Source organism: Pseudarthrobacter sp. NPDC059871 (assembly GCF_042731175.1).
Classification (GTDB): Bacteria; Actinomycetota; Actinomycetes; order Actinomycetales; family Micrococcaceae; genus Arthrobacter.
Map to the genome: position 1 here is coordinate 1 of NZ_JBHWJV010000012.1, position 25,721 is coordinate 25,721.

At 66.0% G+C, this 25,721-nt stretch carries 23 protein-coding genes; 11 read left to right on the forward strand and 12 right to left on the reverse strand.

Annotated elements, in window-relative coordinates; genetic code table 11:
- Positions 1-96: 96 nt before the first annotated feature.
- Both ACFV4R_RS16095 and ACFV4R_RS16100 read right to left on the reverse strand, forming a co-directional pair.
- Entirely contained in the window at positions 97-1,695 is a 1,599-nt protein-coding gene (locus ACFV4R_RS16095) for an ABC-F family ATP-binding cassette domain-containing protein (RefSeq protein WP_015937054.1), read from the reverse strand.
- Positions 1,696-1,838: 143 nt separating this feature from the next.
- Positions 1,839-2,903 (reverse strand): spore photoproduct lyase family protein, encoded by a 1,065-nt coding sequence (locus ACFV4R_RS16100; protein ID WP_377203506.1) that lies wholly within the window; start codon positions 2,901-2,903, stop codon positions 1,839-1,841.
- 521 nt (positions 2,904-3,424) lie between these two features.
- Here ACFV4R_RS16100 and ACFV4R_RS16105 point away from each other — a divergent pair.
- The 5 genes from ACFV4R_RS16105 to ACFV4R_RS16125 all read left to right on the forward strand — a co-directional run bounded on the left by ACFV4R_RS16105 (position 3,425) and on the right by ACFV4R_RS16125 (position 6,929).
- Positions 3,425-3,775, forward strand: a complete 351-nt coding sequence (locus tag ACFV4R_RS16105; RefSeq protein WP_377203505.1) for a DM13 domain-containing protein — start codon at positions 3,425-3,427, stop codon at positions 3,773-3,775.
- A 120-nt stretch (positions 3,776-3,895) separates the two neighbouring features.
- Complete coding sequence (locus ACFV4R_RS16110) at positions 3,896-4,675, forward strand: isocitrate lyase/phosphoenolpyruvate mutase family protein (protein ID WP_377203504.1); 780 nt, start codon at positions 3,896-3,898, stop codon at positions 4,673-4,675.
- 210 nt (positions 4,676-4,885) lie between these two features.
- Positions 4,886-5,536 carry a biotin transporter BioY gene (locus ACFV4R_RS16115; protein ID WP_377203503.1) on the forward strand — a complete coding sequence of 217 codons (651 nt, stop codon included), beginning with the start codon at positions 4,886-4,888 and terminating at the stop codon, positions 5,534-5,536.
- A gap of 11 nt (positions 5,537-5,547) precedes the next feature.
- Positions 5,548-6,294 (forward strand): energy-coupling factor ABC transporter ATP-binding protein, encoded by a 747-nt coding sequence (locus ACFV4R_RS16120; RefSeq protein WP_377203502.1) that lies wholly within the window; start codon positions 5,548-5,550, stop codon positions 6,292-6,294.
- Positions 6,291-6,929, forward strand: coding sequence for an energy-coupling factor transporter transmembrane component T family protein (locus ACFV4R_RS16125; protein ID WP_377203501.1), 639 nt, complete (start codon positions 6,291-6,293; stop codon positions 6,927-6,929). Before ACFV4R_RS16120 ends, ACFV4R_RS16125 begins: the two co-directional genes overlap by 4 nt.
- 19 nt (positions 6,930-6,948) lie before the next feature.
- Here ACFV4R_RS16125 and ACFV4R_RS16130 read toward each other — a convergent pair whose 3' ends face one another.
- The gene (locus ACFV4R_RS16130) at positions 6,949-8,130 is read right to left on the reverse strand and encodes a thiolase family protein (protein WP_377203500.1); all 1,182 of its coding nucleotides are present in this window, start codon (positions 8,128-8,130) and stop codon (positions 6,949-6,951) included.
- Positions 8,120-9,526 carry a class I adenylate-forming enzyme family protein gene (locus ACFV4R_RS16135; protein WP_377203499.1) on the reverse strand — a complete coding sequence of 469 codons (1,407 nt, stop codon included), beginning with the start codon at positions 9,524-9,526 and terminating at the stop codon, positions 8,120-8,122. The genes ACFV4R_RS16130 and ACFV4R_RS16135 overlap by 11 nt, the downstream gene beginning before the upstream one ends.
- A 58-nt stretch (positions 9,527-9,584) precedes the next feature.
- On the opposite strand from ACFV4R_RS16135, the gene ACFV4R_RS16140 reads away from it, so the two are divergent.
- Complete coding sequence (locus ACFV4R_RS16140; protein ID WP_377203498.1) at positions 9,585-10,469, forward strand: neutral zinc metallopeptidase; 885 nt, start codon at positions 9,585-9,587, stop codon at positions 10,467-10,469.
- A gap of 65 nt (positions 10,470-10,534) precedes the next feature.
- Here the strand turns inward: ACFV4R_RS16140 and ACFV4R_RS16145 are convergent, their stop codons facing one another.
- From ACFV4R_RS16145 to ACFV4R_RS16170, 6 genes are read right to left on the reverse strand one after another with little or no spacing between them, the layout of a single operon-like run.
- Positions 10,535-10,867, reverse strand: a complete 333-nt coding sequence (locus ACFV4R_RS16145) for a metal-sulfur cluster assembly factor (RefSeq protein WP_015937045.1) — start codon at positions 10,865-10,867, stop codon at positions 10,535-10,537.
- A 12-nt stretch (positions 10,868-10,879) separates the two neighbouring features.
- Entirely contained in the window at positions 10,880-11,668 is a 789-nt protein-coding gene (gene sufC, locus ACFV4R_RS16150) for a Fe-S cluster assembly ATPase SufC (protein ID WP_015937044.1), read from the reverse strand.
- Positions 11,669-11,710: 42 nt separating this feature from the next.
- Complete coding sequence (locus ACFV4R_RS16155) at positions 11,711-12,067, reverse strand: non-heme iron oxygenase ferredoxin subunit (RefSeq protein WP_377203497.1); 357 nt, start codon at positions 12,065-12,067, stop codon at positions 11,711-11,713.
- A gap of 21 nt (positions 12,068-12,088) precedes the next feature.
- Positions 12,089-13,330 carry a Fe-S cluster assembly protein SufD gene (gene sufD / locus ACFV4R_RS16160; RefSeq protein ID WP_377203496.1) on the reverse strand — a complete coding sequence of 414 codons (1,242 nt, stop codon included), beginning with the start codon at positions 13,328-13,330 and terminating at the stop codon, positions 12,089-12,091.
- A complete protein-coding gene (sufB, locus tag ACFV4R_RS16165; protein ID WP_015937041.1) occupies positions 13,330-14,793 on the reverse strand; it encodes a Fe-S cluster assembly protein SufB in 1,464 nt (487 codons plus the stop codon). The genes sufD and sufB overlap by 1 nt, the downstream gene beginning before the upstream one ends.
- Positions 14,793-15,635: a helix-turn-helix transcriptional regulator gene (locus ACFV4R_RS16170; RefSeq protein ID WP_377203495.1), complete on the reverse strand. Its 843-nt coding sequence runs from the start codon at positions 15,633-15,635 to the stop codon at positions 14,793-14,795. The genes sufB and ACFV4R_RS16170 overlap by 1 nt, the downstream gene beginning before the upstream one ends.
- Positions 15,636-15,744: 109 nt before the next feature.
- Between ACFV4R_RS16170 and ACFV4R_RS16175 the strand changes: the two genes are divergently transcribed.
- Genes ACFV4R_RS16175 through ACFV4R_RS16185 form a run of 3 tightly spaced genes read left to right on the forward strand, consistent with a single transcriptional unit; the run spans position 15,745 to position 18,471 of the window.
- A complete protein-coding gene (locus tag ACFV4R_RS16175) occupies positions 15,745-16,713 on the forward strand; it encodes an ABC transporter ATP-binding protein (protein ID WP_377203494.1) in 969 nt (322 codons plus the stop codon).
- Positions 16,710-17,519 carry an ABC transporter permease gene (locus ACFV4R_RS16180; RefSeq protein WP_377203493.1) on the forward strand — a complete coding sequence of 270 codons (810 nt, stop codon included), beginning with the start codon at positions 16,710-16,712 and terminating at the stop codon, positions 17,517-17,519. Before ACFV4R_RS16175 ends, ACFV4R_RS16180 begins: the two co-directional genes overlap by 4 nt.
- Positions 17,520-17,526: 7 nt before the next feature.
- Positions 17,527-18,471 (forward strand): heme A synthase, encoded by a 945-nt coding sequence (locus ACFV4R_RS16185; RefSeq protein ID WP_377203492.1) that lies wholly within the window; start codon positions 17,527-17,529, stop codon positions 18,469-18,471.
- Between the two features lie 72 nt (positions 18,472-18,543).
- Here ACFV4R_RS16185 and ACFV4R_RS16190 read toward each other — a convergent pair whose 3' ends face one another.
- Together ACFV4R_RS16190 and ACFV4R_RS16195 are read right to left on the reverse strand one after the other, a co-directional pair.
- Positions 18,544-20,853: a SulP family inorganic anion transporter gene (locus ACFV4R_RS16190; protein WP_377203491.1), complete on the reverse strand. Its 2,310-nt coding sequence runs from the start codon at positions 20,851-20,853 to the stop codon at positions 18,544-18,546.
- A gap of 204 nt (positions 20,854-21,057) precedes the next feature.
- A complete protein-coding gene (locus tag ACFV4R_RS16195) occupies positions 21,058-22,017 on the reverse strand; it encodes a heme o synthase (protein WP_056078992.1) in 960 nt (319 codons plus the stop codon).
- 439 nt (positions 22,018-22,456) lie between these two features.
- On the opposite strand from ACFV4R_RS16195, the gene tkt reads away from it, so the two are divergent.
- Positions 22,457-24,574 (forward strand): transketolase, encoded by a 2,118-nt coding sequence (tkt, locus tag ACFV4R_RS16200; RefSeq protein WP_377203514.1) that lies wholly within the window; start codon positions 22,457-22,459, stop codon positions 24,572-24,574.
- Between the two features lie 25 nt (positions 24,575-24,599).
- A complete protein-coding gene (gene tal / locus ACFV4R_RS16205) occupies positions 24,600-25,715 on the forward strand; it encodes a transaldolase (protein WP_377203490.1) in 1,116 nt (371 codons plus the stop codon).
- Positions 25,716-25,721: the final 6 nt, after the last annotated feature.

Genomic DNA, 25,721 nt, shown 5'->3' on the forward strand with positions numbered 1-25,721 from the left:
AAGCAACTCCACTGTGCAACCGGAGGTCCTCACCTTTGGCTCAACAACTCCAGCGAGTCATCACATTCACCAAACCAACGTCCCTGGGCAGTACAGCTAGGCCAGCGTGATCAGGTCCAGGTAGTCCTCGTTCCAGTGGTCCTCGACGCCGTCGGGCAGCAGCACGACGCGTTCGGGGTTCAGCGCTTCAACGGCGCCTTCATCGTGGCTGACGAGGACGACGGCGCCGGTGTAGTTCCGGAGCGCACCGAGGATTTCCGCGCGGCTGGCGGGGTCCAGGTTGTTGGTGGGTTCGTCGAGGAGCAGGACGTTGGCGCTGGACGCCACGATGGTGGCCAGTGCGAGGCGGGTCTTCTCACCGCCGGACAGGACTCCGGCCGGCTTGTCGACGTCGTCTCCGGAGAAGAGGAATGACCCCAGGATGCCGCGGACCTCGGCATCCTTCATGTCGGGCGCGGACGAGCGCATGTTCTCCAGGACGGTGCGGTTGACGTCGAGGGTCTCGTGTTCCTGGGCGTAGTAGCCCACCTTGAGCCCGTGCCCCGGTACGATTTCCCCGGTGTCCGGCTGGTCTACGCCGGCGAGCATCCGCAGCAGGGTAGTCTTGCCGGCACCGTTGAGGCCGAGGATGACCACCTTGGAGCCGCGGTCGATAGCGAGGTCCACGTCCGTGAAGATCTCCAGGGAGCCATAGGACTTGCTGAGCCCGTCCGCGGTGAGCGGGGTCTTGCCGCACGGCGACGGATCCGGGAAACGCAGGGCGGCCACGCGGTCGTTCTCGCGGACGGCTTCGAGGCCGCTGAGGAGCCGCTCGGCGCGCTTGGCCATGTTCTGCGCGGCCACGGCTTTGGTAGCCTTCGCCCGCATCTTGTTGGCCTGGTCGAAGAGGACCTGGGCCTTCTTCTCGGCGTTCGCGCGTTCCCGCTTGCGGGCGCGCTCATCCGTTTCGCGCTGGGTGAGGTACCGTTTCCAGTCCATGTTGTAGAAATCGATCTGGGCCCGGTTGGCGTCCAGCAGGAAGACCTTGTTGACGGTGGCTTCGAGGAGTTCGGTGTCGTGGCTGATGACGATGAGCCCGCCCTGGTGGTTCTTCAGGAAGTCGCGAAGCCAGGCGATGGAGTCGGCGTCGAGGTGGTTGGTGGGCTCGTCGAGGAGCATGGTCTCGGCATCCGAGTAGAGGATCCGGGCCAGTTCCACGCGGCGGCGCTGGCCTCCGGAAAGTGTCTTGAGCGGCTGGTTCAGCAGGCGGTCGGGCAGCGCGAGGTTCGAGCAGATGGATGCGGCTTCGGCCTCCGCGGCGTAGCCGCCCGCCGCCAGGAACTCGGACTCCAGCCGGTCGTACCGGTTCATGGCCTTCTGCTGCACGGCAGCGTCCTCGCTGGCCATCTCGTCATGGGCCTTGCGGAGTTTTCCGACGACGATGTCCAGGCCGCGGGCGGAGAGGATCCGGTCACGCGCCAGCTGCTCCATGTCCGGGGTGCGCGGGTCCTGCGGCAGGTAGCCGATCTCGCCGCTGCGGGTCACCTTGCCGGCAGCGGGAAGCCCTTCGCCTGCCAGGACACGTGTGAGCGTGGTCTTGCCGGCTCCGTTGCGTCCCACCAGGCCAATCTTGTCGCCCTTATCGATGCGGAAGCTCACCTGATCCATCAGGAGCCGGGCACCGGCGCGGAGTTCAAGATCCTGGACAGTAATCACAGAAGGTAAGGCCTTTCACAACGGGGAACGCCGCAGCCCCAACAGGATATGGCGGGGGCTGGAGGCAGAGTGGCCGGAGAACGGCCTTGACAAGTCTACCGTCCATGCCAAGGAAACCGGACCTTCGGGCGCGGACCGGGGTATCAGAAGGCGTAGCGGACCCGGCAGTAGGGAGTGATCTCCTCGATCAGCGCCGTCAGCTGCCGTACATAGCGGCCCTTGGTTCCGCTGCGGTAGCGGACGTTGCTGAAGCCGTTGGAGGAGGTCTTGGCCTCCTGCAGGTCCGGACGCCAGAGGACCTTCTCCGCCTGCGGGTGCCATCCGAGGTTGACCTTGTGGAGCCCCTCATTGTGGGTCAGGAAGATCACTTCTGCGGCAAGCTGCGCTTTGGCTGCAGGCGTCAGGGCGGCATCGAGCTGTTGAAGCAATTCACGCCAGTCATCAAGCCAGGTCTCAGTGACCACCACCGGTGAGAAATTGACGTGCACCTCGTAGCCGGCGTCGACGAAGTCGTTGACTGCGGCAATGCGTTCGGCAACCGGGGACGTCCGGACATCAATGGACTTCGCCAGGTGCGCGGGCATCAGCGAAAACCGGATCCGGGTGTGGCCACCGTGGTCCCAGTTAAGGAGGTCCCTGTTGACGTACTTCGTGGCGAATGACAGCTTGGCGGTGGGCAGTTCCCGGAAGAGCCCAACCAGGTCCTCCACGTTGTCGCTGATCAGCGCATCCACGGAGCAGTCACTGTTTTCACCGATGTCGTAGACCCAGAGTTCGGGGTCGCACTGGTTGGGTTCCAACTTGATGCCCTGCCGGGTGGCGTGCCGTTCGAGTGCCGCGGCGATCTGGTTGATGTTGGCAAAGACGGTGACCGGGTTGCTGTACCCCTTGTGGCGGGGAACGTAGCAATAGGCGCATGCCATGGCGCACCCGTTCGCCGTGGAGGGGGCAATAAAGTCTGCCGAGCGCCCGTTGGGCTTCACGGTCAAGGACTTCTTCACTCCGAGGACCAAGGCCTCGGTCTTGATCCGGGACCACCGCGGCACGTTGGTTTCGTCGCCGTGCAGCTCCGGGATGTTCCAGTGGTTCTCGACAGGTACGACGTCGGCGTCCGGCCAGCGCGCGACGATCTCGCGGCCACGGGGCAATTCCAGCGCCTCCGGCTGGGCGAAAATGCGCCGGATCTGCAGGAGCCGGTTGAATTCCATGACGCTATTCTTCCGAACCGCTGCAGCCGCTGCGGGCGGTTAAGCCAAGGGCTCACGCTGTTCGGCTACATCCGGCGCCCCACCATCGGTGCTGCTCATTCCATTACTTCGAACGGGGCCGGCTCCGGCCTGAACCACGGCAGTTGTCTTGTAGGCCTGTAGAGGAAACGGCGCAACGTCCGGGGCTGGATCCGTCAGCAGGCGCGCATGGGTCTCTACGTCGAACCGTTGGTTCATGACTCCCATCTTGCCCTGCTAACACAGCAGACGGTGGAAGACGGCACTGCGGCTCTTCCGCCATAGATCGCCTCAAGCACACGCCAGCAAACCATGCAATGGTTTAGGCTCACATCCGGGGGGAATTGATGGATCTTTTTAGACGCGTGTTTGTCGCGCTGGCCGTCACCGGCTGCCTTGCGGGCTGTACCTACACAGAGCCGGTACCAGCGGAATCGGTGGAGTCAGCTGAGCGATCGCCGTCACCGGGTTTGTCCCAGCCGCCGAGTCCGGCCCCTTCCGTTGTGCCGCGCACAATGCACGGGCAGTTCCAATCGCAGGCCGCCGTTACCCGGGGAACGGCCACCATCCGGGTTGCTGCCTCGGGCACAGTCCTCCAGCTGGACGGCTTCACCACCGGGGCTGGCGACGACCTCCGGCTCATGCTCAGCCCCGGGATCCTGGCTCCGGACAGCACCGGCCAACCCGGCCTTTCCTCTTCCACCCTGATCGAACTGGGTCCACTCAGCGGCAGCCCGCAACAACGCATCGACATCGACGCCCGGATGTGGTCCGCCATGGCCGTGCCGGTCAGGAGCGTAGTGGTCTACAACTACGCGGACAAGACCGCCTACGCCACCGCAAACCTCTCGTAAGGGCCGGCCGGTGGAAGCAAGGCCCCCTGCCCCTGTCTTGCCTTGAGGCCTCCGCATGTGTGTAGGTAGGAACTGCAATGACGTTATGGTGCCTACCCCATGGATGAGGAAGAAACACGAATGACTGAAACGACCACAGCAGAGCGTGCACAGCAGCTGAAAGCCCTTCACGAAGCACCGGAAATCCTCCAGGTGGTCAACGTGTGGGATGCCATCAGCGCGGCAACCGTCGCTGGCCTCCCGGAGACCAAGGCGATCGCCACCGCAGGGCATTCGATCGCAGCCGCGCTGGGCTACGCGGACGGAACCATGCCCTTGGATGTTGCCTTGGAGGGTGTCAGAAGGATCGTGGACGCCGTGGACCTGCCTGTCACTGCAGACCTCGACGACGGCTACGAGGACCCGGCCGAGACCATCCGGCGGGCCATCGGGATCGGCGTGGCCGGAGCCAACGTCGAAGACAGGCTGCGGCCCTTTGATGAAGCCGTTGCCCGGGTTCAGGCAATCGTGGCTGCTGCCGCTGACGAGGGCGTGCCCTTCCAGCTCAATGCCCGCACCGATGCTCTGGTCCGTGCCGGGGACCGGCCGGTCAAGGACAGCATCGAGGACGCCATCGCCAGAGGCCGTGCCTTCCTCGACGCCGGTGCGGCACTGGTCTTTGTCCCAGGTGCCCTGACCCGGGAAGTCATCGAACCCCTCGTCGACGGCCTCGGCCGTGGAAAGCTGTCCATTATCGGCGCACCAGGCGCGCTCCCGGCAGCCCAACTCCAGGAACTGGGCGTAGCGCGGGTGTCGTACGGCCCCTTCACTCAACGGGTGGCCCTCCGGGCTCTGCGCGACCTTGCCGCGGATCTGTACGGGGCCGGAGTCATTCCCGCTGATACTCCGGCGCTTAACTAAGGAGCGGCCGGAGGAAGGGACGGCACTCCACATGCCGTCCCTTCCGCGTCCCCGTAAGCCAGCTCATCAGGCGGTTCTGCCCGCAGTTGTGCCCTGCCCCCAATCTCCTGGCCAACCCTTTAGTAGGTCCCCTACAAAATGGGCCCCGTTCCGTCCCAGTAACGTCGGCAGTACATTAGATTCCGCTTGTACAACCCCGACAGGACTGCCATGAGCAACACCGACACCGCCGTCACCTCCGGCCCTTCCTCCAAGCGCCGCCGCTGGAACGCCACAGACCTGGGCCTCATCGGCGTCTTCGCTGCACTGGTGGCCGGCGCCGCGCTGGTACCCGGCCTGGCCGTCAACGGCTTCGGCGTGCCCATCACCTTTCAGACCCTCGCCGTGATGCTGACCGGCCTGGTGCTCGGACCCGGAAGGGGGTTCGCCGCCGTCGGCCTTTACACCCTCCTGGGCCTTGCCGGACTGCCTATCTTCAGCCAGGGCCGCAGCGGCCTGGGCATCCTCGCCGGCCCGTCCGCAGGCTACATCATCGCGTTCCCCATCGCTGCCGCACTTGTCGGCTGGCTGGCTACCGTCGTGATCCGCCGCACCACCAAGGCCCGCGCGCTGTGGTTCTTCCTCGCCGCCACTGTCACCAGCATCCTCACCGTCCACACCCTGGGCATCGCGGGCATCGCCCTTAACACCAAGGCCACCCTCGGCCAGGCCTTCCTCAGCGACCTCGTCTTCTACCCCGGAGACATCATCAAGAACATCCTCGCCGCCGGCATCGCCGTTGCCCTTCACCGCGCCTTCCCGGACCTCCTGGTCCGCCGCTCGCGCGCCAGCAAACGGCCTGTCCAGCCCGCCAAGGCCTAGGAAGAACTCCAATGCCAGTTGTCACCTTTGACCAGGTAACAGTCGCCGTGGACACGGACCACTCCCCCGTGCCAAAGGTCCTCCTCGACGGCGTGAACCTCCGCCTGGCGGAACGCCGCGTGGGCGTCATCGGTGCCAATGGTTCCGGGAAATCCACCCTGCTGCGCCTGATGAACGGGCTCGTCCAGCCAACCGCGGGCAGGGTGGCGGTGGACGGCGACGACACAGTCCGCGCTGTCCGGAAAGTCCGCCGGAGCGTCGGTTTCGTCTTCACCGACCCGCTGTCCCAGCTGGTCATGCCAACCGGCCGGGAAGATGTTGAGCTGTCGCTGCGCCGCTCTGTCCGGAACGGCCGCGAACGGCAGGCCATGGCCGAAGCCGCGCTCGAACGCCTTGGCCTGCTGCCCCTGGCCGACCAAAGCATCTACGAACTCTCCGGCGGGGAACGCCAGCTGATGGCGCTCGCGGCCGTCCTGGCGGTTGAGCCGGCGGTGCTGGTCCTCGATGAGCCCTCCACGCTCCTGGATCTCAGGAACCGCGAACTGTTGCGCCACACCCTGGCGGGACTGGAACAGCAGGTCATCATGTCCACCCATGACCTCGAGCTCGCCCTGGACATGGACCGGGTCCTGGTGGTCGAGGACGGAACGGTGGCGTTTGACGGCGCCCCGGCAGACGCCGTCGCCTTCTACCGCGCCCTGTGCCTGGACGGGACGCGGCATCCCGCTGGCCCGGACCGCAACCCGGCCGCGCCATGAGGGGCCACGGGTTCCTGCTGGCCAACTATGTGCCGGGCAACTCCCTCATCCACCGGTGGCCCCTCGCCCTGAAATTCCTCCTGGTCTTCGCCTGCGGTTTGGCATCCTTCCTGATTGTCGACTGGCGTGTCTCCCTGGCGGTGCTGGCTGCCCTGTGCGGGCTGTTCCTCCTGACGGGAGCCGGGCCGAAGCGGCTGGGGCGCGCGGTGCGGCCGCTGCTACCGGTACTCCTGGTGATCGGGCTCTTCCAGTGGTGGCAACTCGGTGCGCCCACAGCGGGCAGGATCGTCCTGAACATCCTGGTCTGCGTGGTGGCCGCGTCCCTGCTGACCGCAACCACGCCCGTACAGCGGCTCCTGGACGGCGTGGTGGCGGCCGCCACACCTTTACAACGTTTCGGAGCCGATCCGGAGCGGTTCGCCCTCACCATCGGGGTCATGCTGCGCAGCATCCCCTACATCGCCGGCACCTTCGCCGACGTCAGGGATTCCGCAAGGGCCCGGGGGCTGGAGCGGAACCCGCGGGCACTGGTCCTGCCGGTCTTCATCACCTCCGTGGCCTACGCCCGGCAGACCGGTGAGGCACTCGCCGCCAGGGGGCTCGGAGACGCTGAAGACGACGGCCCCGGGGACTAAGCGGCGGACGGACTGTTGGTCAGTCCAGGTGTCCGTAGCGCAGCAGGGCCGCCGTTCCCATGCCGCCGGCACTGCTGATCATGGCCAGCCCGAGGCTCCCGGGCCTTCCCGCCCGCCGCGCCTGGGCGAGCAGCCTGGTCACTAGGACGGCGCCGGAGGCACCGTAGGCGTGCCCCAGGGCCAGCGCCCCACCGTCAAGATTGGCGCGGGCAGGATCAATGCCCAACTCGTCAAAGCAGGCGAGGGTCTGGGAGGCGAACGCCTCGTTGAATTCCACCAGGTCCAGCCCGGCTGCCTCAACACCGTGGGTGGCGAGCAGTTTCCGTGCTGCCTCGGCGGCACCCACGCCCAGCACGTCCGGCTCCACCCCGGCGGTGCAGGTGCCCAGCACAAGGAGACCGTCCTCGGCACCCAGGTCGCGGGCCCGCTGCAGGGAGGTCATGACGACGGCGGACGCGGCGTCCGCGTCGAAGCAGGAGTTTCCGGCGGTGACAGTTCCTCCGGGAACGAACGCGGCGGGGAACCGCCCCATGACTGCAGGGGTGAGCCCGCGCCTCGGGCCGTCATCAGCCGTTACCGTCCCGCCGGCCGCGGCGAGCGGAACAATCTCCTGCTCATAGCGGCCCTCCGCCATGGCCTCAAGGGCCTTCCGGTGGCTGCTGAGGGCAAAGGCGTCCTGCCGGTCCCGGGTAATGCAGTACCGCCGGGCCACCGTCTCCGCGGCAACGCCCATGTCCGGGTCGCCAAAACTGGCCGGCACGAACTGGGCACGGGCGTAGAACTCCGGGCCGCCGTCGGACTTCCTGTGCGCGCGCAGAGGAGCGGTGCTGGTACTCTCCACTCCCCCCGCGAGATAAAGCGGGTTTCCGCCGGCGGCCACCAGCTGCGCGGCGAGGGCGATTGCGTCCAGGCCGGATCCGCACTGGCGGTCCACGGTGATGCCCGGAACACTGACGGGCAACCCGGCGTCCAGGAGGGCCAGCCGGGCAACATTTCCGCCGCCGCCCACCGCATTTCCGATGATGACGTCGGTCACGGCGCCGGGTGCCGCAGCAGTCTCGTGGAGCAGGCTGCTGAGCACCGGGGCCAGGAGTTCATGGGCGCCCACAGTCCGCAGGGAGCCGTTGGTCCGGCACACAGGGGTCCGGCGGGCCGCGATGATCACGGGCTGGCGGTCCGCCGGAAGAAGGTCAGCTGCCAAGGCTCTTCACCCGTGGATCCCTCTGGGTGATCCAGTCCAGAAGCAGGCTGCGGCTGACCTTGCCGCGGTCCGTGACGGGAAGCTCGGCGAGCACGAAGTACTGCAGCGGTCGCTTGTCCCTGGCCAGGATGTCCTCCAGGCCAGACCGGAGCTGCGTTGCGGTGATCCCGCCGTGGGAAGGGACGACGCCGGCCACCACCTTCTGCCCGCGCAGGTCGTCGGGCATTCCGGCGGCGATGGCGGCGGAAACGCCGGGCACGGCGCAGAGGGCCAGCTCCACCTCGTGCGGGTAGATATTCCGGCCCGCGGTGAGGATCATGTCAGCCCGGCGGCCCAGGATATGCAGCCCGTCCGGGCCCAGGTAACCCTGGTCTCCCACGGTGTGCCAGTCGCCGAAGGACCGCAGGGCTTCGCCGTCATCGCCCCACAGGTAGCCGTTGCTGACCATGCCGCTGCGCACACAGATATTCCCGTACCCGCTGTCCGGTACCGGTTGCCCTGCGTCATCTAGGATGCGCACCTCAGCGCCGGGAAACGGCCGGCCTATGCAGGTGCTTCCGACGGCGGGTGGCTGGTTGGCGGACAGGCCGGCACCTGAGACGAAGCTCAGTTCCGAAGCGCCGTAGTACTCGTAGATGGTGGCGTTGGGAGCCCAGCGGCGGGCCGCTTCGAGGGTCCTGGCATCAAGCTTGGAGCCGGCGCAGACGATGGTCCGGATCCCGGATGCGTCCACGCATCCGGTCAGCCCGCGTTCGCTCAGCATCCGCAGCATGGTGGGCACCAGCACCAGGCGGGTCACGCGGTCATGGGTGATGGCTGCGTGGACGTCGCCAACGTCGAAATGCTCCAGGGTCTGGAATTCGGATCCGGCGTAGAGGCACTCGGCCAGGGCGTAGAGGTTCAGGCTGGCGGCCAGCGGGCCGGGAGCCAGGGTCACATCGTCCTGGCGCAGGCCGAAAAACTCGATGGAGGCTTCAAACGACTCCTGCCACGAACGCCGGGACCGGGTGAACGCTTTCGGCACGGAGGTGGTGCCGGACGTGAGGCCGATCAGGAACGTTGAGCCGGGCGGGCCGTCGGCCAGGGGGTCGTCCGCAGCCACCGCTGCCGGTCCTGCTGACGACTCGACGCGCCGGACAATATCCTCCTGCAGGTGAGCGGGCCAGGCAGGATCCAGCACGGCGCACTGGCGTCCGCCGGCCACGGCCGCGGCAAACTTCACTGCGAAATCGATGGAATTGGCTTCACACAGCGTGGTCACCGATTTCGTTTCCGGAACCATGGCGGCCGCCCCGCCCCGCAGCTCGGCCCAGGACAGCCGCCGGCCGGCGACGGCCACGGCTGTGCCGTGCGGACGCTCGGTGGCCCAGCGCTGGATTCGGTCAAGGAAAGGCATCGGATCAACTTTACCGGCGGCCCTGATTGGGTGGCCGATCCGCGGGTATTGTGACGATATGAGTTTCAATGACAATGTGCAGCTGGATCCGTCCCAGGTACAGGACCGGCGGGGCATGGGCCGCGGCGTAAAAGTCGGCGGCGGCATCGGTGGCGGACTTATCCTGCTCATCGCGGCGCTGCTTGGAGTAAACCCGCAACTCCTGGAAGGCCTGGCCGGCGGAGGCACAGCGGAACCCCAAACCCAGGGCAGCGCTCCTGCCTGCAGCACCGGCGCCGATGCCGACGCCAGGCTGGACTGCCGGATCACCGGTACGGTCAACAGCCTGAACGCGTTCTGGCCCGGCTACCTGCAGCAGTACAACGTCCAGTACCCCCGGCCGGAAGCCGTGATCTTCACGGGCGGCACCAATACCGGGTGCGGCGCAGCGACGTCCGAGGTGGGCCCCTTCTATTGCCCCACGGACACCACCGCCTACTTCGATCCGGGGTTCTTCCAGGAGCTGGTGGACCGGTTCGGTTCCTCCGGCGGCCCGCTCGCACAGGAGTACGTGGTGGCCCATGAGTTCGGCCACCACATCCAGAATGTCCTTGGTGACCTGGGCCGGGCCCAGCAGGATCCGCAGGGCCCGGAATCCGGTTCCGTCCGGACAGAGCTGCAGGCCGACTGCTACGCCGGGCTGTGGGCCAAGTACGCCTCCACCACGCCGAACCCCGATACCGGCCAGCCGTACCTGGAACCGTTGAAGCAGCAGGACGTCAACGATGCCCTTTCCGCTGCCGCCTCCGTGGGCGACGACCGCATCCAGAAGGCCGCCACCGGACGCGTTTCCCCCGAGGGCTGGACGCACGGCTCCAGCGAGGAACGCCAGCGCTGGTTTGCCCGTGGCTACGAGTCCGGCGACATCAAGCAGTGCGACACGTTCAGCGCCCCCACCCTTTAGCCCAAGCACAACGGCCGGTCACCTTCGTGGAGAAGGTGACCGGCCGTCGTCGTACTTCAGGTTTTTCAGATGTTGAAGCCGAGGGCCCGCATCTGGTCCTTGCCGTCGTCGGTGATCCGCTCAGGACCCCATGGCGGCATCCAGACCCAGTTCAGGCGCCAATCATCCACAACGCTTTCCAGGGCTTTGCCCACCTGTTCCTCGAGGACATCGGTGAGCGGGCAGGCCGCCGTGGTGAGCGTCATGTCGATCAGGAGCGCACCGTCGTCATCGGAGTACTTCAGGCCGTACAGCAGCCCAAGGTCCACCACGTTGACGCCAAGCTCGGGATCGATGACGTCCTTGAGCGCTTCCTCGACGTCTTCCAGGGCCGTGCGGCCCGGCGTGATTTCGGTCATCGCAAGTCCTAACTAGGCCTGTGCTGCTGCGGGAGCTGCGGCCGTGCCGGCACCCTTGGCGTAGCGGTCGTAACCCTCTTCTTCAAGGCGGTCAGCCAGTTCCGGGCCGCCTTCTTCGACAACCTGGCCGTCAACGAAGACGTGGACGAAGTCAGGCTTGATGTAGCGCAGGATGCGGGTGTAGTGGGTGATGAGCAGCGTGCCCATGTTGCCCTCGGCGTGTGCGCGGTTGACGCCTTCGGAAACGATCTTGAGCGCGTCGACGTCCAGGCCGGAGTCGGTCTCGTCCAGCACGGCGAACTTCGGCTTGAAGAGTTCGAGCTGCAGGATCTCCACGCGCTTCTTTTCACCGCCGGAGAAGCCCTCGTTGACATTGCGCTCGGCAAAGTCGGCGTCGATGCGCAGCTTCCCCATGGCGTCCTTGACGTCCTTGGTCCAGGTACGCAGCTTGGGTGCTTCGCCGTCGATCGCGGTCTTCGCGGTGCGCAGGAAGTTGGTCATGGTGACGCCGGGAACCTCCACCGGGTACTGCATGGCCAGGAAGACTCCGGCGCGGGCACGCGCGTCAACGCTCATCTCCAGGACGTCTTCGCCGTCCAGGGTGATGGAACCGCTGGTGACCGTGTAGCGGGGGTGGCCTGCGATGGTGGAGGCCAGGGTGGACTTGCCGGATCCGTTGGGGCCCATGATGGCGTGGGTCTCACCCGTGCGGATGGTGAGGCTGACGCCCTTCAGGATCTCCTTGGTGCCCTGCTCCGTCTCAATGCTGACGTGCAGGTCCTTGATCTCAAGAGTTGACATGCTCTTCTTTCTGTTCGTTCGTAAGTCTGTGCTGCGGGGCGCTCAGTAGTTGTTTACTGCCGCGCCGTTCAAAACGTTGGTGACATCCACGTAGACGTCGTCGCCGTCGAGCTCGATGGCGAACACCGGAACGGGCTCGTAGGCGGGAAGCTGGAGTGGCTGCCCACTGCGCAGGTCGAACTGCGAGCCGTGGCCCCAGCATTCGATCGCGCAGCCTTCCACGTCGCCTTCGGACAGCGAAATGTCAGCGTGCGAGCAGGTGTCGCCGATGGCGTGGATGTCACCCATCGAATCCCTGACCACGGCCACGGGGTAGTCGTCGATCAGGATGCGCAGCGCCTGCTTGACCTTGATGTCGTTGGCGCTGCACACCAGCTCGCCCTTGGGCTTACCACTCATGCGTTCCTGCCTGCCTGCCGTCTAGTTTTCCGTTGCCGCGAGTTCGCGTTCCACAGCCTCGGTCAGGCGCTCTTCGAGTGCCGGGACCTTGATCTGCTGGATGATCTCGTTGAGGAAGCCGCGGACCACCAGGCGGCGGGCAACATCCTCGGGGATGCCGCGTGCCATCAGGTAGAACAGGTGCTCGTCGTCGAAGCGGCCGGTGGAGCTGGCGTGGCCGGCACCTTCGATCAGGCCGGTCTCGATTTCGAGGTTGGGCACGGAGTCCGCGCGGCAGCCGTCGGTCAGGACCAGGTTCTGGTTCTTCTCGTAGGAGTCGGTGCCTTCGGCCTGCTTCTGGATGAGGACGTCGCCCACCCAGACGGTGTGTGCGCCCTTGCCCTGCAGTGCGCCCTTGTAGAGGACGTTCGACTTGCAGTTGGCCAGGTTGTGGTCAACGAACGAACGGTGCTCCAGGTGCTGTCCCGCGTCGGCGAAGTAGAGGCCGAGGAGTTCGGCATCGGCGCCCTCGCCGGCGAACCGGACGTTGGAGTTCAGCCGGACGATCTTGCCGCCAAGGGTCACCGCAATGTGCTTGTACACAGCGTCCTTGGAAACCTCGGCGTCGTGCTGGGCCAGGTGGCGCGCGTCGTCTTCCCAGAGCTGGACGGAAACCACTGTCAGCTTGGCGCCTTCGCGGACGAAGACCTCCACGTTGCCGTTGTGGTCGGCGGAGCCGTCGTGCTCCAGGATCACCACGGCGCGGCTGTTCGCGCCGGCCTCGATGACGTGGTGCGTGTTGGTGCGGCGGCCTGCGCCGTTGCCGGTCATGACCACGCGGATGGGCTGGTCCAGTTCGGCGTCCGCGGGAATGCGGATCAGCTGGGCCTCCTCCACATTCGCGGAAGCGACGACGGCGGCACGGTCCGCGGGGACCAGCGTGGCACCGCGGGGGGCCTCGCCGGCGCGGAGGGCACCCTGGACGAAGGATTCCGGGCCTTCGACGGTGACGCCGAGCGCACCGGCGTCCGAAGGCGTGTCCGAGAGCAGGTTGGCAAGCTCGCGGACCGGGGTGAAGCGCCATTCCTCTTCGCGGCCGTTGGGCATGGCGAAGTCAGCAACGTCGTGGCTGGTGATGCGCTCCGCGCGGGAGGCCATGACCTGCGTTCCGTGGCTGTGGTGGCGGTCCACCTTGGAGGCGACCAGGTGTTCGCCTTCCTCAGTGAAACCGGCGATTGACGGCGCGCCGATGCGGGCCTTTTCGGTAGTAGCTTCGGCAGTCATTAACCGACGGATCCTTCCATCTGGAGTTCGATGAGGCGGTTGAGCTCGAGGGCGTATTCCATGGGGAGCTCACGGGCGATCGGCTCGATGAAGCCGCGCACGATCATGGCCATGGCCTCGTCCTCGGGCATGCCGCGGGACATGAGGTAGAACAGCTGCTCCTCGCTGACGCGCGAAACAGTTGCCTCGTGTCCCAGCTGTACATCGTCCTCGCGGATGTCGATGTAGGGGTAGGTATCAGACCGCGAAATGGTGTCCACCAGCAGGGCGTCACAGCGCACGGTGTTGGCGGAGTGCTTGGCGCCTTCGCGGACCTGGACCAGTCCGCGGTAGGCTGCACGGCCGCCGCCGCGGGCTACCGACTTGGAGATGATGGAGCTCTTGGTGTTGGGCGCGATGTGGACCATCTTCGAGCCTGTGTCCTGGTGCTGGCCTTCACCGGCGAACGCGATGGACAGGGTTTCACCCTTGGCGTGCTCACCCACCAGGTACACGGCCGGGTACTTCATGGTCACCTTGGAGCCGATGTTGCCGTCCACCCATTCCATGGTGCCGCCGGCTTCGCAGACGGCGCGCTTGGTCACCAGGTTGTACACGTTGTTGGACCAGTTCTGGATAGTGGTGTACCGGACGCGGGCGCCCTTCTTGACCACGATTTCCACAACGGCTGAGTGCAGGGAATCCGAGGTGTAGATCGGCGCCGTGCAGCCTTCGATGTAGTGGACGTAGGAGTCCTCGTCGGCGATGATCAGGGTCCGTTCGAACTGGCCCATGTTCTCGGTGTTGATGCGGAAGTATGCCTGCAGCGGGATGTCCACGTGAACGCCCTTGGGGACGTAAACGAAGGAACCGCCGGACCAGACTGCCGTGTTGAGTGAGGCGAACTTGTTGTCGCCCACCGGGATGATGGTGCCGAAGTACTCCTGGAAGATTTCCGGGTGTTCCTTCAGTGCCGTGTCGGTGTCCAGGAAGATGACGCCCTGCTTCTCAAGGTCCTCACGCAGCTGGTGGTACACAACCTCGGACTCGTACTGGGCAGCGACGCCGGAGACCAGGCGCTGCTTTTCGGCCTCGGGGATGCCGAGCTTGTCGTACGTGTTTTTGATGTCCTCGGGCAGTTCCTCCCAGCTGGTGGCCTGCTTCTCCGTGGAGCGCACAAAGTACTTGATGTTGTCGAAGTCGATGCCCGAGAGGTCTGCACCCCAGGTGGGCATGGGCTTCCGGTCGAAGTACTTCAGCCCCTTGAGGCGAAGGTCCAGCATCCACTCGGGCTCGCTCTTCTTAGCCGAGATGTCGCGGACTACCTCTTCGTCGAGTCCACGGCGTGCGTTGGCGCCGACGTCGTTCTTGTCAGCCCAGCCGTACTCGTAGTTGCCGATGCCGTGGAGCTCGGGATTCTTTTCCAGAATCTCCGAGATCACAGTGTTTTCGGCTACTGCTTTCTCTGATAGTTGGTCCGTCATCACGGCCTTTCTTGCTGATGGTTTGTTACTTCGTTCAGGCTGGCGGGGGCTGCGGAAGGCCTTGTGGGCCCGGGCGCAGACAGCCTGCCTGTGGGAATGTGGGTGGTGCAGACGTGCCCGCCGCGGGCCAGTGTGGACAGGCGGCGCACGTCGACGCCCACCAGCCGTGAAAACACTTCGGTTTCCACGTCGCAGAACACGGGGAAGCGGGCGGCGAGTTGCTGGATGGGGCAGTGGCCCTGGCACAGCTGAACGCTGGACAGCGCGGCCGGCAGTGGCGCCTTGGCCTCGATGGAGGCTGCGGACGCAACGAAGTTGTCCCGGCTAAGTGCCTCGGCAAGAGCCCTGGCCCGGTCAGTGATGTCCGGACCTGCCTTGTCGATTTCGGGGGCGTAACGCCGTTCCATGTCGGCGAAGCGCTCTTCGGCGAAGGCACGGACAGCGTCCGGTCCGGCGGCTTTCTGGAGCTGCTGGAGCGCCAGCGCGGCAATGTCCAGGTAGTCGTTGCCCAGGCTCGACTGGCCTTCGGAACTGAGGACGTAACGGCGTGCGGGGCGTCCGGCGCCCGCTCCGGCCCTGGCCACCCTCTTGACTTCGATGATGCCGGCGCGGGATAAATGGTCGAGGTGCCGGCGGACTGCCGCCGGCGTGAATCCCAGCATGTCGCCAAGCTCGGCTGCGCTGACCGGTCCGTGTTCCAGGACAGCCGAGAGGACGCGGTCGCGGGTGCGCTCATCGGCGTCAGCCACGGGACCGGGCACCGTTTGGGCGCGCCCTTCCTGGGCCTGCGCGGCCCCGTGCCCGGCGATAGGCACAGCAGTAGCATTGCTCACGGAATACACAACACAATCATGTCGTAATTTAGTCCCGGGCTCCAGTAAGGGCAGGCTGACCTTCCCCCCCGGCAGTACGGCGGGGACCGGCAAGTACTACATCCCGTAGAATACTGGGGTGCGATCCCCCCAATCCCCCGTCCTGTCCATCAGTGGACTCGTTAAGGACGTCGGCCCGCTGGCCAGCCTGGACGGAAAGATGCTGAGGGTGGTCAGCGATGTTTCGCTGATCGCCGGGCGTGGCGAGGTGACGGCCCTGCTGGGACCCAACGGCGCCGGAAAGACCACCACACTTGAGTGCGCGCAAGGCCTCCAGCGGCGCAGCGGCGGAACCATCAGCCTCCTCGGCGAGGATCCTGCCTCTGCCGGGGCAGACCTGCGCTCCCGCGTCGGCGTGATGCTCCAGGACGGCGGGCTCCCGCCGTCGGCCAAGCCTGTGCCGCTGCTGCGGCACATCGCCGGCCTGTATGCGAACCCCTGGCCCGTGGAGGACCTGGTGGAGCGGCTGGGCATCGATACCTTCAGCCGCACCGGCGTGCGGAGGCTGTCCGGCGGACAGAAACAGCGGCTTGCCCTCGCGGCGGCCCTGGTGGGCAGGCCCGAAGTCCTCTTCCTCGACGAACCGAGCGCCGGGCTGGACCCGCAGTCCCGCGCCCTCGTCTTCGACCTCATCTCCGAGCTCCGCAGCAGCGGAATGGGCATCATCCTCACCACCCACCTGATGGACGATGCGCAGCGCCTGGCCGACTACGTCTACATCATCGACGGCGGCCGCAACGTTGCCGAAGGCACAGTGCAGCAGCTCCTGCAGCGCGAACCGGCCCTCGACAGCGGGGCGGACCACGTCCGGACGCTGGTGTTCGAAGCGCAGCCCGGCCTGGACGTCTCCGCTGTGCTCCCAGATTCCATCGCCGTCGCCGAGACCCGCGCAGGCAGCTATTCCGTGACCGGAGCACTCACGCCGGGACACCTCGCGGCACTGGCTGCCTGGTGGGAAGCGAAGGGCATCATGCCCGCCGCCATGAGCCTGCAGGCGCGTAGCCTTGAAGACGTCTTCCTGGACATCTCTGGAAAGGACATTCGATGAACGGGACCGGTACTGCCGCTGGCAGCGCTCCCGGGAACGGCCTGGCGGAAGCAGCCGGCCGCCGCCAGCACCCCGCTCCCCTGCTTCGCCGCGTGCTCCTGCAGGGCAAATATGAAGCCGTCACCATGCTGCGGAACGGTGAACAGCTGATCCTTGCCGTGGTGCTGCCGCTGCTTGCCCTGGTGGGCCTCACCGTCACGCCTTTCCTTGACGGCCTGGGTCCGAGCCGTGTCAACGTGGCCGTCCCGGGCATCCTGGCCCTGTGCGCCATGTCCACGGCGTTCACCGGCCAGGGCATCGCAACAGGCTTCGACCGCCGCTACGGCGTGCTCCGCTTCCTCTCCACTACCCCCCTTGGCCGCGGCGGCCTGATTGCGGGCAAGGTCCTCTCGGTGCTGGTGGTGCTGTGCCTGCAGATCGTGGTGGTATCGGCAGTAGCGTTTGCCCTGGGCTGGCAGCCTGTTGCTGCGGGCTGGCTGCCCGGCCTTGTCCTGCTGGTCCTGGGTGCGGCAGCGTTCACGTCACTGGGCCTGCTGGTTGCCGGTACCGTCCGCCCGGAGGCAACGCTGGCCATCACCAACCTGCTGTGGATCCTGCTGGGAGCCATGGGAGGAATCGTGATTCCGGCTGACAGGCTTCCGGCCCTGGCACAATCCATCGTGCACTTCCTGCCCTCCGGCGCATTGGGTGAATCCCTTCGCGACGCCTTCCTTCGTGGCGCCCTGAACGGCGGGGCCGCCCTCATCCTGGTGCTCTGGACGGCGATTGCCGGGGCAGCAGCCATCCGTTGGTTCAAGTGGAATTGAGATATTCGTGAGCACGGCTTCGCGCCTCCCCCAGTTCGCCGGCCGCCTGGCAGCGCGGCTTCCCCGCACAGTCGACGCCAGAGTGCGCCGCCTGGCTGTGGCCTCCCTGATCGGGCAGACACTGCTGGTGGTGACCGGTGGCGCCGTGCGGCTGACGGCGTCGGGCCTGGGCTGCCCCACCTGGCCGCGCTGCACCGACACCTCGTTGGTCAACACGGCGGAAATGGGCATTCACGGCTTCATCGAGTTCGGCAACCGGCTCCTCACCTTCGCCCTCGCCGCCGTCGCGGCCCTCATGCTGGTGTACCTGTGGAACCTCCGCAAGGAACGCCGCGACCTTTTCCTGCTGGCACTCGGCCTCCTGGCCAGCATCCCCGCCCAGGCCGTCATCGGCGGGATCACCGTCCTCACCGGCCTCAACCCGTGGGTGGTGGGCCTGCACTTCCTGGTGTCCATGGCCCTGGTGGTGTTCGCCACCCTGCTGGTCAACAGGGCCTATGGCCGCACCGGGCGTTACATGACGCTGTCCCTGCGTCCGTTGCCGGGGACCCTGCGTCCGGTGACGTCCGCCGTCGCGCTTTTCTCCGCCCTGGCCGTGATGCTGGGTGTTGTAGTCACCGGAGCCGGACCGCACGCAGGTGACGCGGACGCGCCACGCAACGGGCTGGACTGGGACCTTTTCTCGCACATCCACGCCGTTCCGGCCTACCTGGTGACTGCGGGTTCCCTGGTGGCGCTTGTCCTGGTGCTGATGCGCCGCATTGCCGGTCCGTTCCGGACTGCTGTGTTCGGCCTGCTGGGGGTCACGGTCCTGCAGGCGGTCATCGGTTTCACCCAGTATTACAACGGCATTCCTGCACTGCTGGTGGGCGCCCACATGCTGGGAGCCGCGCTGCTGATGGTCACCGCCACGAATGCCTGGGACGTGGCCCGGTCGAGCCCGGTGGAGTAAAACCTTAACGCGAGGGCGCCCCGGTTCCAGACCGGGGCGCCCTCACGTTTTAACGTGTGTTGATGTCTGCGCTCAGCCGGCTGCCGCGCCAGTGGCTTGCACCAGGGCTTGGGCCGGATCCAGGGACTCGATGCCGTGCGGTGTCACCAGGACCACGCGGGCCGTGGCGATGTCGTAGAAAAGCCCGGTGGCCTGGACCTCCCCGGCGGCGATGGCGGGGCCAACCACCGGATGGTTGTCGAGCTTGCTGAGCTGGACTGCCACATTGACCATGCCCAGCTGGTCGAGGCGGCAGTAGCCCGCCTCAGCAGCGGCCCGCGCCACGGGGTGGTCCGCCAGCAGTTCGAGGTAGCTGGGACGGGCATGCTCCAGCCAGGCGTCGAACCCGGTACCCAGCCCCGGGTTCCCCGCGCCTTCGGCATCGGCGATGACGGCCTTCATGGCACCACAGTTCGAGTGCCCGCACACCACGATGGTGTTCACCTCAAGGCCCTTGACCGCGAACGACAGCGCAGAGTCAATGGAGGCGTCCTGGCCGTCATGGCACACCACATTGCCGATGTTGCGCAGGGTCAGGAGATCACCCGGGCCGCTGCTGGTGATGAGGTTGGGGTTGACCCTCGAATCGACGCACGCCACGAAGAGCGTATCCGGATGCTGCTGCTCGGCCAGGTCCTCCACCAGGGGACGGACCTGATCAGCGAAGCGCCGGTGGTACTTGCTGATTCCCGCCAGGACTGCCGGCAGCCGTTCACTGCCGCGCCGGTCACAGTCGTCAGCGCCGTCCGCGGTCCGTGAGTTGCGCGGCGGCAGCGGAAGTTCGCGTGCGTCCTGCCGCTGCGGTGCCCTGTGCTCGGCGTCCTGGAACAGCGTGTTGCCGTGTTCCTCAAGTTCGACGGAGCCGCCGGCGGCCAGGTACTGGTCGCGCCAGGCCACCAAGGATTCACGGAACGCGTGGTCCACGTAATCGGCGTTGAGTTCAACCACTACCGCGTTCCCTGCGGGCACCGATTGCAGTACGCGGTTCAGGCGCGGCAGGGCGAAGAAGCTGCACGATCCGGCGATGGTGATGCGCCAGGCCGACGACGGCGAGACCGGCTCGTGCACGCGGATGGCCGCGCGCAGGACGCGCCACAGCACGCTGGCCGCCGCTAGGGCCAGGCCGATGAGCACGCCCTCCAGCAGGTTGAGGAAGACGACGCAGAAGAGGGTCACGACGTAGATCAGCAGGTCACCGGTGCGTCGGCTGGTACGGATGTCCGCTACCTTGATCAGCTTGGCCCCGATGACCAGGAGCAGCCCCGCCAGCACCGAGAGCGGAATGAGCTGGATCATGCCGGCGAAAAGGGCCGAGAAGATGAGGATCCACACACCGTGCAGGATGGCCGAAGTCCGTGACTTGGCACCTGCTTCCACGTTCGTGGCGCTGCGGACAATCACGCCGGTGACCGGCAGGCCGCCCAGGGCACCGGAGAGGATGTTGGCCGTTCCCTGGCCCATCAGCTCCTTGTTGAGGTTGGTCCGCGGACCGGAGTGCATCTTGTCCACGGCGACGGCTGACAGGAGCGATTCGATACTGGCAATGAGCGCCATTGACAGGACAGCGAAGGCTATGGCGCGCCAGTTTCCTTCGGGCAGTGCCGGCAAGGCCACAGCGTCCAGGATGGAGCCCGAGAAGGAGATCCGTTCAACTCCCGGCGCCAGCGGCACTGACAACGCGGTGACGGCGGCAACGGCGGCCAGCGGGCCGGGGATTTTCCGTACGGCGGCGGGCAAGTGCTTCCAGGCCACCAGGATGATCACCACCGTGAGCCCAAGCAGAGCCGCATGGATCTCGACGTTGGTGATGGCCGCCGGGAGGTTGGCGAGGTTTTCGATGGCGGAGCCTGCCGGGCCGGAGCCGAGCAGCACATGGATCTGCTGGACCATGATGGTCACGCCGATGCCGGCGAGCATCGCCTTGACCACCACTGGGGAGACCGCCAGTGCAGCCCTCCCCACCCGGCTCACGCCGAGCAGGAGTTGTACGACGCCGGCAGCGGCGGTGATGGCACAGGTGGCCTGCCAGCCGAATTCCTGGACGAGGCCGGCGACAATCACGGTCAGGCCGGCGGCTGGACCGCTGACTTGCAGCGGAGCGCCGCCCAGGCTGCCGGCGACGATGCCGCCGACGGCTGCGGCGATGAGTCCGGCCATGATCGGCGCACCGGAGGCAGCGGCGATTCCGAGGGACAGTGGCAGCGCCACGAGGAACACGACCAGGGAGGCGGGCACGTCAGCGCCCAGGTTCGACAGGAAAGGCCGGAAGCGGTTGGCTCGGCCGCGCTGTCCTCCGGGCGGGCTGTGGTTGGAGGCTGTTGTTGTGGCTGGGCCGGGCGTCATGGGATTTCCTTTACTTCGCGGGAAAGATCCAGTCCACCGTATGCAGGTTGTCACGCCCAGTGACACTTAAAGTGACGGATATGACAAAATTAGTCACCTCGCGTTCTTGCGCAGACACAGGGACGCCACGGTTGGCAACGGCGCTTAAAAGGCGAACGGCCCGGACTCGAAAGTCCGGGCCGTTCGTCGGCACAATGGGCGCGTCTAGCCGCCGATGACAGCAGGTCCGATGAAGGGATCCACGGCCAAGGCAATGAACAGCAGGGTGAGGTAGCTGATGGAACCGTGGAAGACCTTCATGGCCCGCTTATCCGGGATGTCTTCACGCTGAGCGCGGTTGTAGAGGGCATGCGACTCGTAGAGGAACCAGGCGCCGGCGAGCACGGCTGTGACTGTGTAGACCCACCCGGCGCCGCCGGCCGGAACCATCAGCAGCGAACAGGCCACCATGGCCCAGGCGTACAGGACCACCTGGACGGACACCACCTTCGCGCCCGCGATGGCTCCAAGCATGGGCACCTTGGCGTTGCGGTAGTCCTCGCCGTAGCGCATGGACAGCGGCCAGTAGTGCGGCGGTGTCCAGAGGAAGATCACCATGAAGAGGATGATGGCCGGCCATTCCACGGAGTTGGTGACGGCGGCCCAGGCAATCAGCACCGGGAAGCAGCCGGCAGCTCCGCCCCAGACGATGTTCTGGGCCGTGCGCCGCTTCAGGATGATCGTGTAGATCACGACATAGAAGAAGATGGCTCCAAGCCCGAGCCAGGCTGACAGCGGGTTGGCGCCAAACCACAGGATGGCGATGGCCGCAGCGCCCAGCAGCCACGAAAAGACCAGCGCTTCGCGCGGGGTGACTTCTCCGGTGACCAGGGGCCTGTTTTCTGTACGGGCCATCAGTTTGTCGATGTCGCGGTCGATGTAGCAGTTGAACGCGCCGGCGCTGCCCGCGGCGAACGCACCGCCTACCAGCGTGGCCAGGATCAGGCCGATGGACGGGAAACCCCGCTCTGCGTAGATCATGGTGGGGAGCGTGCTCACGAGCAGCAGTTCAATGACGCGCGGTTTTGTGAGGGCGAGATACGCCTTGGCCTTACGGGCAAACCCTGGGCCGGAGGCCCGGGAAGCGTTCAGCGGCGTATCTGTTGTGCTCACGGTGGCAGTCACCCGTTCTGTGTGGCAGTTGTATCTGGCATTGCAGCTGCGGGCGGTTGAAAAGGTCCGGCGCCCGGCATTGGCCTCCGAATATCATACCGCGCCGCCACCTGCCCAAAGCCCGGCTGATATGCGCACTTGATCGCTCGCAGCCCGATTCGAGCAGATTAACTCATCCTCACTTCAGCCTTATTCATAAAAGGGGAAATTGCGTCCAAAAGGTGAGATTTCAGCCTCCGGAAGATTGGAATGGAGCTAAGCTGTCACCAGATCAGCACGCGGCAGGAACGCGGTGGAAAACGCATTCCCACACGACTCGCGGCTGGACGAGAGACCAACATTCGACGGCGACTGGTACACACCGCAGCGGGCGCCCCATTTCGTGCCTATAACCGGACCGGGTGTGCCGTGCGCCGTCAGCAAAGAGAGGGGCCCGGTTTTCGTGCCACATTTGGAAGAGCAAGAACTGTCCTGGACCAGCCTGGACCAGAAGGCTGTTGACACCATCCGCGTCCTGGCTGCGGATGCTGTGGAGAAGGTGGGCAACGGACACCCCGGTACGGCGATGAGCCTTGCACCGGCCGCGTACCTGCTGTTCCAGAAGCTGATGCGCCACGATCCGCGGGATCCGCAGTGGCTGGGCCGTGACCGGTTCGTCCTGTCCCCGGGCCACACCTCGCTGACCCTGTACATCCAGCTGTTCCTCTCCGGCTACGGCCTGGAACTCAAGGACCTGGAAGCCCTGCGGACCTGGGGTTCACTGACCCCGGGCCACCCCGAGTACAAGCACACCGCCGGTGTGGAGATCACCACAGGCCCCCTGGGCCAGGGCCTGGCGTCCTCGGTTGGCTTCGCGTACTCCCAGCGCCGCCAGCGCGGCCTGTTCGACGCCGATGCCGCAACGGGCACCAGCCCGTTCGACCACACCATCTGGGTCATCGCATCCGACGGCGACCTGCAGGAAGGCGTCACGTCCGAGGCTTCCTCGCTGGCCGGCCACCAGGAACTCGGCAACCTTGTGGTCATCTACGACGAGAACCACATCTCCATCGAGGACGACACCGACATTGCCTTTACCGAGGATGTCCTGAAGCGTTACGAAGCCTACGGCTGGCACATCCAGCGGGTGGACTGGACCAAGACCGGCGAATACAAGGAAGACGTCCAGGAGCTGTACTCGGCCTTGCGCGCCGCCAAGTCCGAGACCTCCAAGCCGTCCATCATTTCGCTGCGCACCATCATCGGCTACCCGGCACCCAAGAAGCAGAACACGGGCAAGATCCACGGTTCCGCCCTCGGTGCCGAGGAAGTTGCAGCCCTGAAGGAAGTCCTGGGCTTCGACCCCGCCAAGTCCTTCGACGTGGACCAGGAAGTCCTGGCCCACGCTCGCTCCGTGGTTGACCGCGGCGCCGAAGCCCGCAAGGAATGGGAGGAGTCCTTCAACGCCTGGCAGGCCGCCAACCCTGAAGGTTCAGCGCTGTTGCAGCGTGTCGAGGCCCGGGAACTTCCCGCGGACATCGACGCCGCCCTTCCGGTCTTCCCGGCCGGCAAGGACGTCTCCACCCGCGCCGCTTCCGGCAAGGTCCTCAACGCTCTGGGCCCGGTCATGCCCGAACTCTGGGGCGGCTCCGCCGACCTCGCCGAATCGAACAACACCACCATCGAGGGTTCGCCGTCGTTCGTCCCGGCTTCCAAGCAGACCGATGCGTGGAAGGGCAACCCCTACGGCCGCGTGCTGCACTTCGGCATCCGCGAACACGCTGCCGCGTCGATCGTCAACGGCATCAGCCTGCACGGCAACACCCGCGCGTTCTCCGGCACGTTCCTGATCTTCAGCGACTACCAGCGTCCCGCCATCCGCCTGGGTGCCCTGATGGGCGTTCCGTCGCTCTACGTCTGGACGCACGACTCCATCGGCCTCGGCGAGGACGGCCCCACCCACCAGCCGGTGGAACAGCTCGCCTCGCTGCGCGCCATCGTGGGCCTGGACGTGGTCCGCCCCGGCGATCCCAATGAGGTTGCCGTGGCCTGGAAGACCATGCTGGAGAACCACAGCAACCCGGCCGGCATCGTCCTCACCCGCCAGAACATCCCCACCTGGGAGCGCGGCGAAGGAGCAGCCGACGGCGACACGTTCGGTGCCGCTGCCGGCGTCGCCAAGGGCGGTTACGTCCTGGCCGAGGCAGCCAAGGACGGCGCCACCGTCCCCGCTGACGTCATCCTGATCGCCACCGGCTCCGAGGTCCAGCTGGCCGTCCAGGCACGCGAAGCCCTGCAGGCCGAAGGCGTCGCCGCCCGCGTCGTCTCGATGCCCTGCGTCGAGTGGTTCAACAAGCAGGACGCCGCCTACCGTGAATCGGTGCTGCCCGCTGCGGTCAAGGCCCGCGTCTCCGTCGAGGCCGGCCTCTCCCTGGGCTGGAAGGAATTCGTCGGCGACGCCGGCCGTTCCGTCAGCCTTGAGCACTACGGCGCTTCAGCCGATTACAAGCGCCTCTTCCAGGAGTTCGGCATCACCGCGGAGGCAGTCGCCGCCGCAGCCAAGGACTCCCTCGCAGGCCTGAACGCCTAACAACGATTTCCAGGAGATAACCACCATGACTACTCCCACCCAGCAGCTCTCCGAAGCCGGAGTTTCCATCTGGCTCGATGACCTTTCCCGAGGACGCCTCGAAACCGGCACCCTCCGCAAGCTCATCGAAGAAAAGAACGTGGTTGGCGTGACCACCAACCCGTCCATCTTCCACGCAGCGATCACCGCCGGCACCGACTACGACGCCACCATCGCTGCGAAGGCCGCAGCGGGCGCCAGCGTGGAGGAGACGATCTTCGAGATCACCACCACTGACGTCGCCGACGCCTGCGACCTGTTCGCCCCCGTGGCGGCAGCCACCAAGGGTGTTGACGGCCGCGTCTCCATCGAGGTGGACCCCCGCCTCGCCTGGGACACCAACGGCACCATCAACGAGGCCAAGCACCTCTACAAGAAGGTCAACAAGGACAACGTCCTGATCAAGATCCCGGCCACCATCGAGGGCCTGGAAGCGATCACCGCCACACTGGCCGAAGGCATCAGCGTCAACGTGACCCTGATTTTCTCCCTCGAGCGATACCGCGCGGTCATCAACGCCTTCCAGGCGGGCCTGGAGCAGGCGAAGGAGAACGGGCACGACCTCTCGAAGATCCACTCCGTGGCATCCTTCTTCGTTTCCCGCGTGGACAGCGAAATCGACAAGCGCCTCGACAAAATCGGCACGGAGGAAGCCAAGGCTCTCAAAGGCAAGGCCGGCCTGGCCAACGCCCGCCTCGCCTACCAGGTGTATGAGGAACTCTTCGCCACCGAACGCTGGGCACTCCTCGCCGAAGCCGGCGCGCTCCCCCAGCGTCCGCTGTGGGCCTCCACCGGCGTGAAGGACCCGGCCTACCCGGACACCCTCTACGTGACCGAACTGGTTGCTCCCGGCGTCGTGAACACCATGCCGGAAAAGACCCTGGACGCCACCTTCGACCACGGCGTGGTCACGGGTGACACCGTTTCCGGCACCTACGCCGACGCCAACGCCACCCTGGATGCGCTCGAAAAGCTCGGCGTCTCCTACAACGAAGTCGTCGCCCTGCTGGAATCGGAGGGCCTGGATAAGTTCGTGGCCAGCTGGAAGGAACTGCTGGCCGATGTCGAAGGCGCCCTCGCCTCAGCACGGAAGGCCTCCTAACCACCC

Coding starts and splice junctions, on each gene's coding strand:
- ACFV4R_RS16100 (WP_377203506.1), bottom strand. CDS start 2,903: ATGGAATTCAACCGGCTCCTGCAGATCCGGCGCATTTTCGCCCAGCCG.
- ACFV4R_RS16110 (WP_377203504.1), top strand. CDS start 3,896: ATGACTGAAACGACCACAGCAGAGCGTGCACAGCAGCTGAAAGCCCTT.
- ACFV4R_RS16115 (WP_377203503.1), top strand. CDS start 4,886: ATGAGCAACACCGACACCGCCGTCACCTCCGGCCCTTCCTCCAAGCGC.
- ACFV4R_RS16120 (WP_377203502.1), top strand. CDS start 5,548: ATGCCAGTTGTCACCTTTGACCAGGTAACAGTCGCCGTGGACACGGAC.
- ACFV4R_RS16125 (WP_377203501.1), top strand. CDS start 6,291: ATGAGGGGCCACGGGTTCCTGCTGGCCAACTATGTGCCGGGCAACTCC.
- ACFV4R_RS16135 (WP_377203499.1), bottom strand. CDS start 9,526: ATGCCTTTCCTTGACCGAATCCAGCGCTGGGCCACCGAGCGTCCGCAC.
- ACFV4R_RS16140 (WP_377203498.1), top strand. CDS start 9,585: ATGAGTTTCAATGACAATGTGCAGCTGGATCCGTCCCAGGTACAGGAC.
- ACFV4R_RS16145 (WP_015937045.1), bottom strand. CDS start 10,867: ATGACCGAAATCACGCCGGGCCGCACGGCCCTGGAAGACGTCGAGGAA.
- sufC (WP_015937044.1), bottom strand. CDS start 11,668: ATGTCAACTCTTGAGATCAAGGACCTGCACGTCAGCATTGAGACGGAG.
- ACFV4R_RS16155 (WP_377203497.1), bottom strand. CDS start 12,067: ATGAGTGGTAAGCCCAAGGGCGAGCTGGTGTGCAGCGCCAACGACATC.
- sufD (WP_377203496.1), bottom strand. CDS start 13,330: ATGACTGCCGAAGCTACTACCGAAAAGGCCCGCATCGGCGCGCCGTCA.
- sufB (WP_015937041.1), bottom strand. CDS start 14,793: ATGACGGACCAACTATCAGAGAAAGCAGTAGCCGAAAACACTGTGATC.
- ACFV4R_RS16180 (WP_377203493.1), top strand. CDS start 16,710: ATGAACGGGACCGGTACTGCCGCTGGCAGCGCTCCCGGGAACGGCCTG.
- ACFV4R_RS16190 (WP_377203491.1), bottom strand. CDS start 20,853: ATGACGCCCGGCCCAGCCACAACAACAGCCTCCAACCACAGCCCGCCC.
- tal (WP_377203490.1), top strand. CDS start 24,600: ATGACTACTCCCACCCAGCAGCTCTCCGAAGCCGGAGTTTCCATCTGG.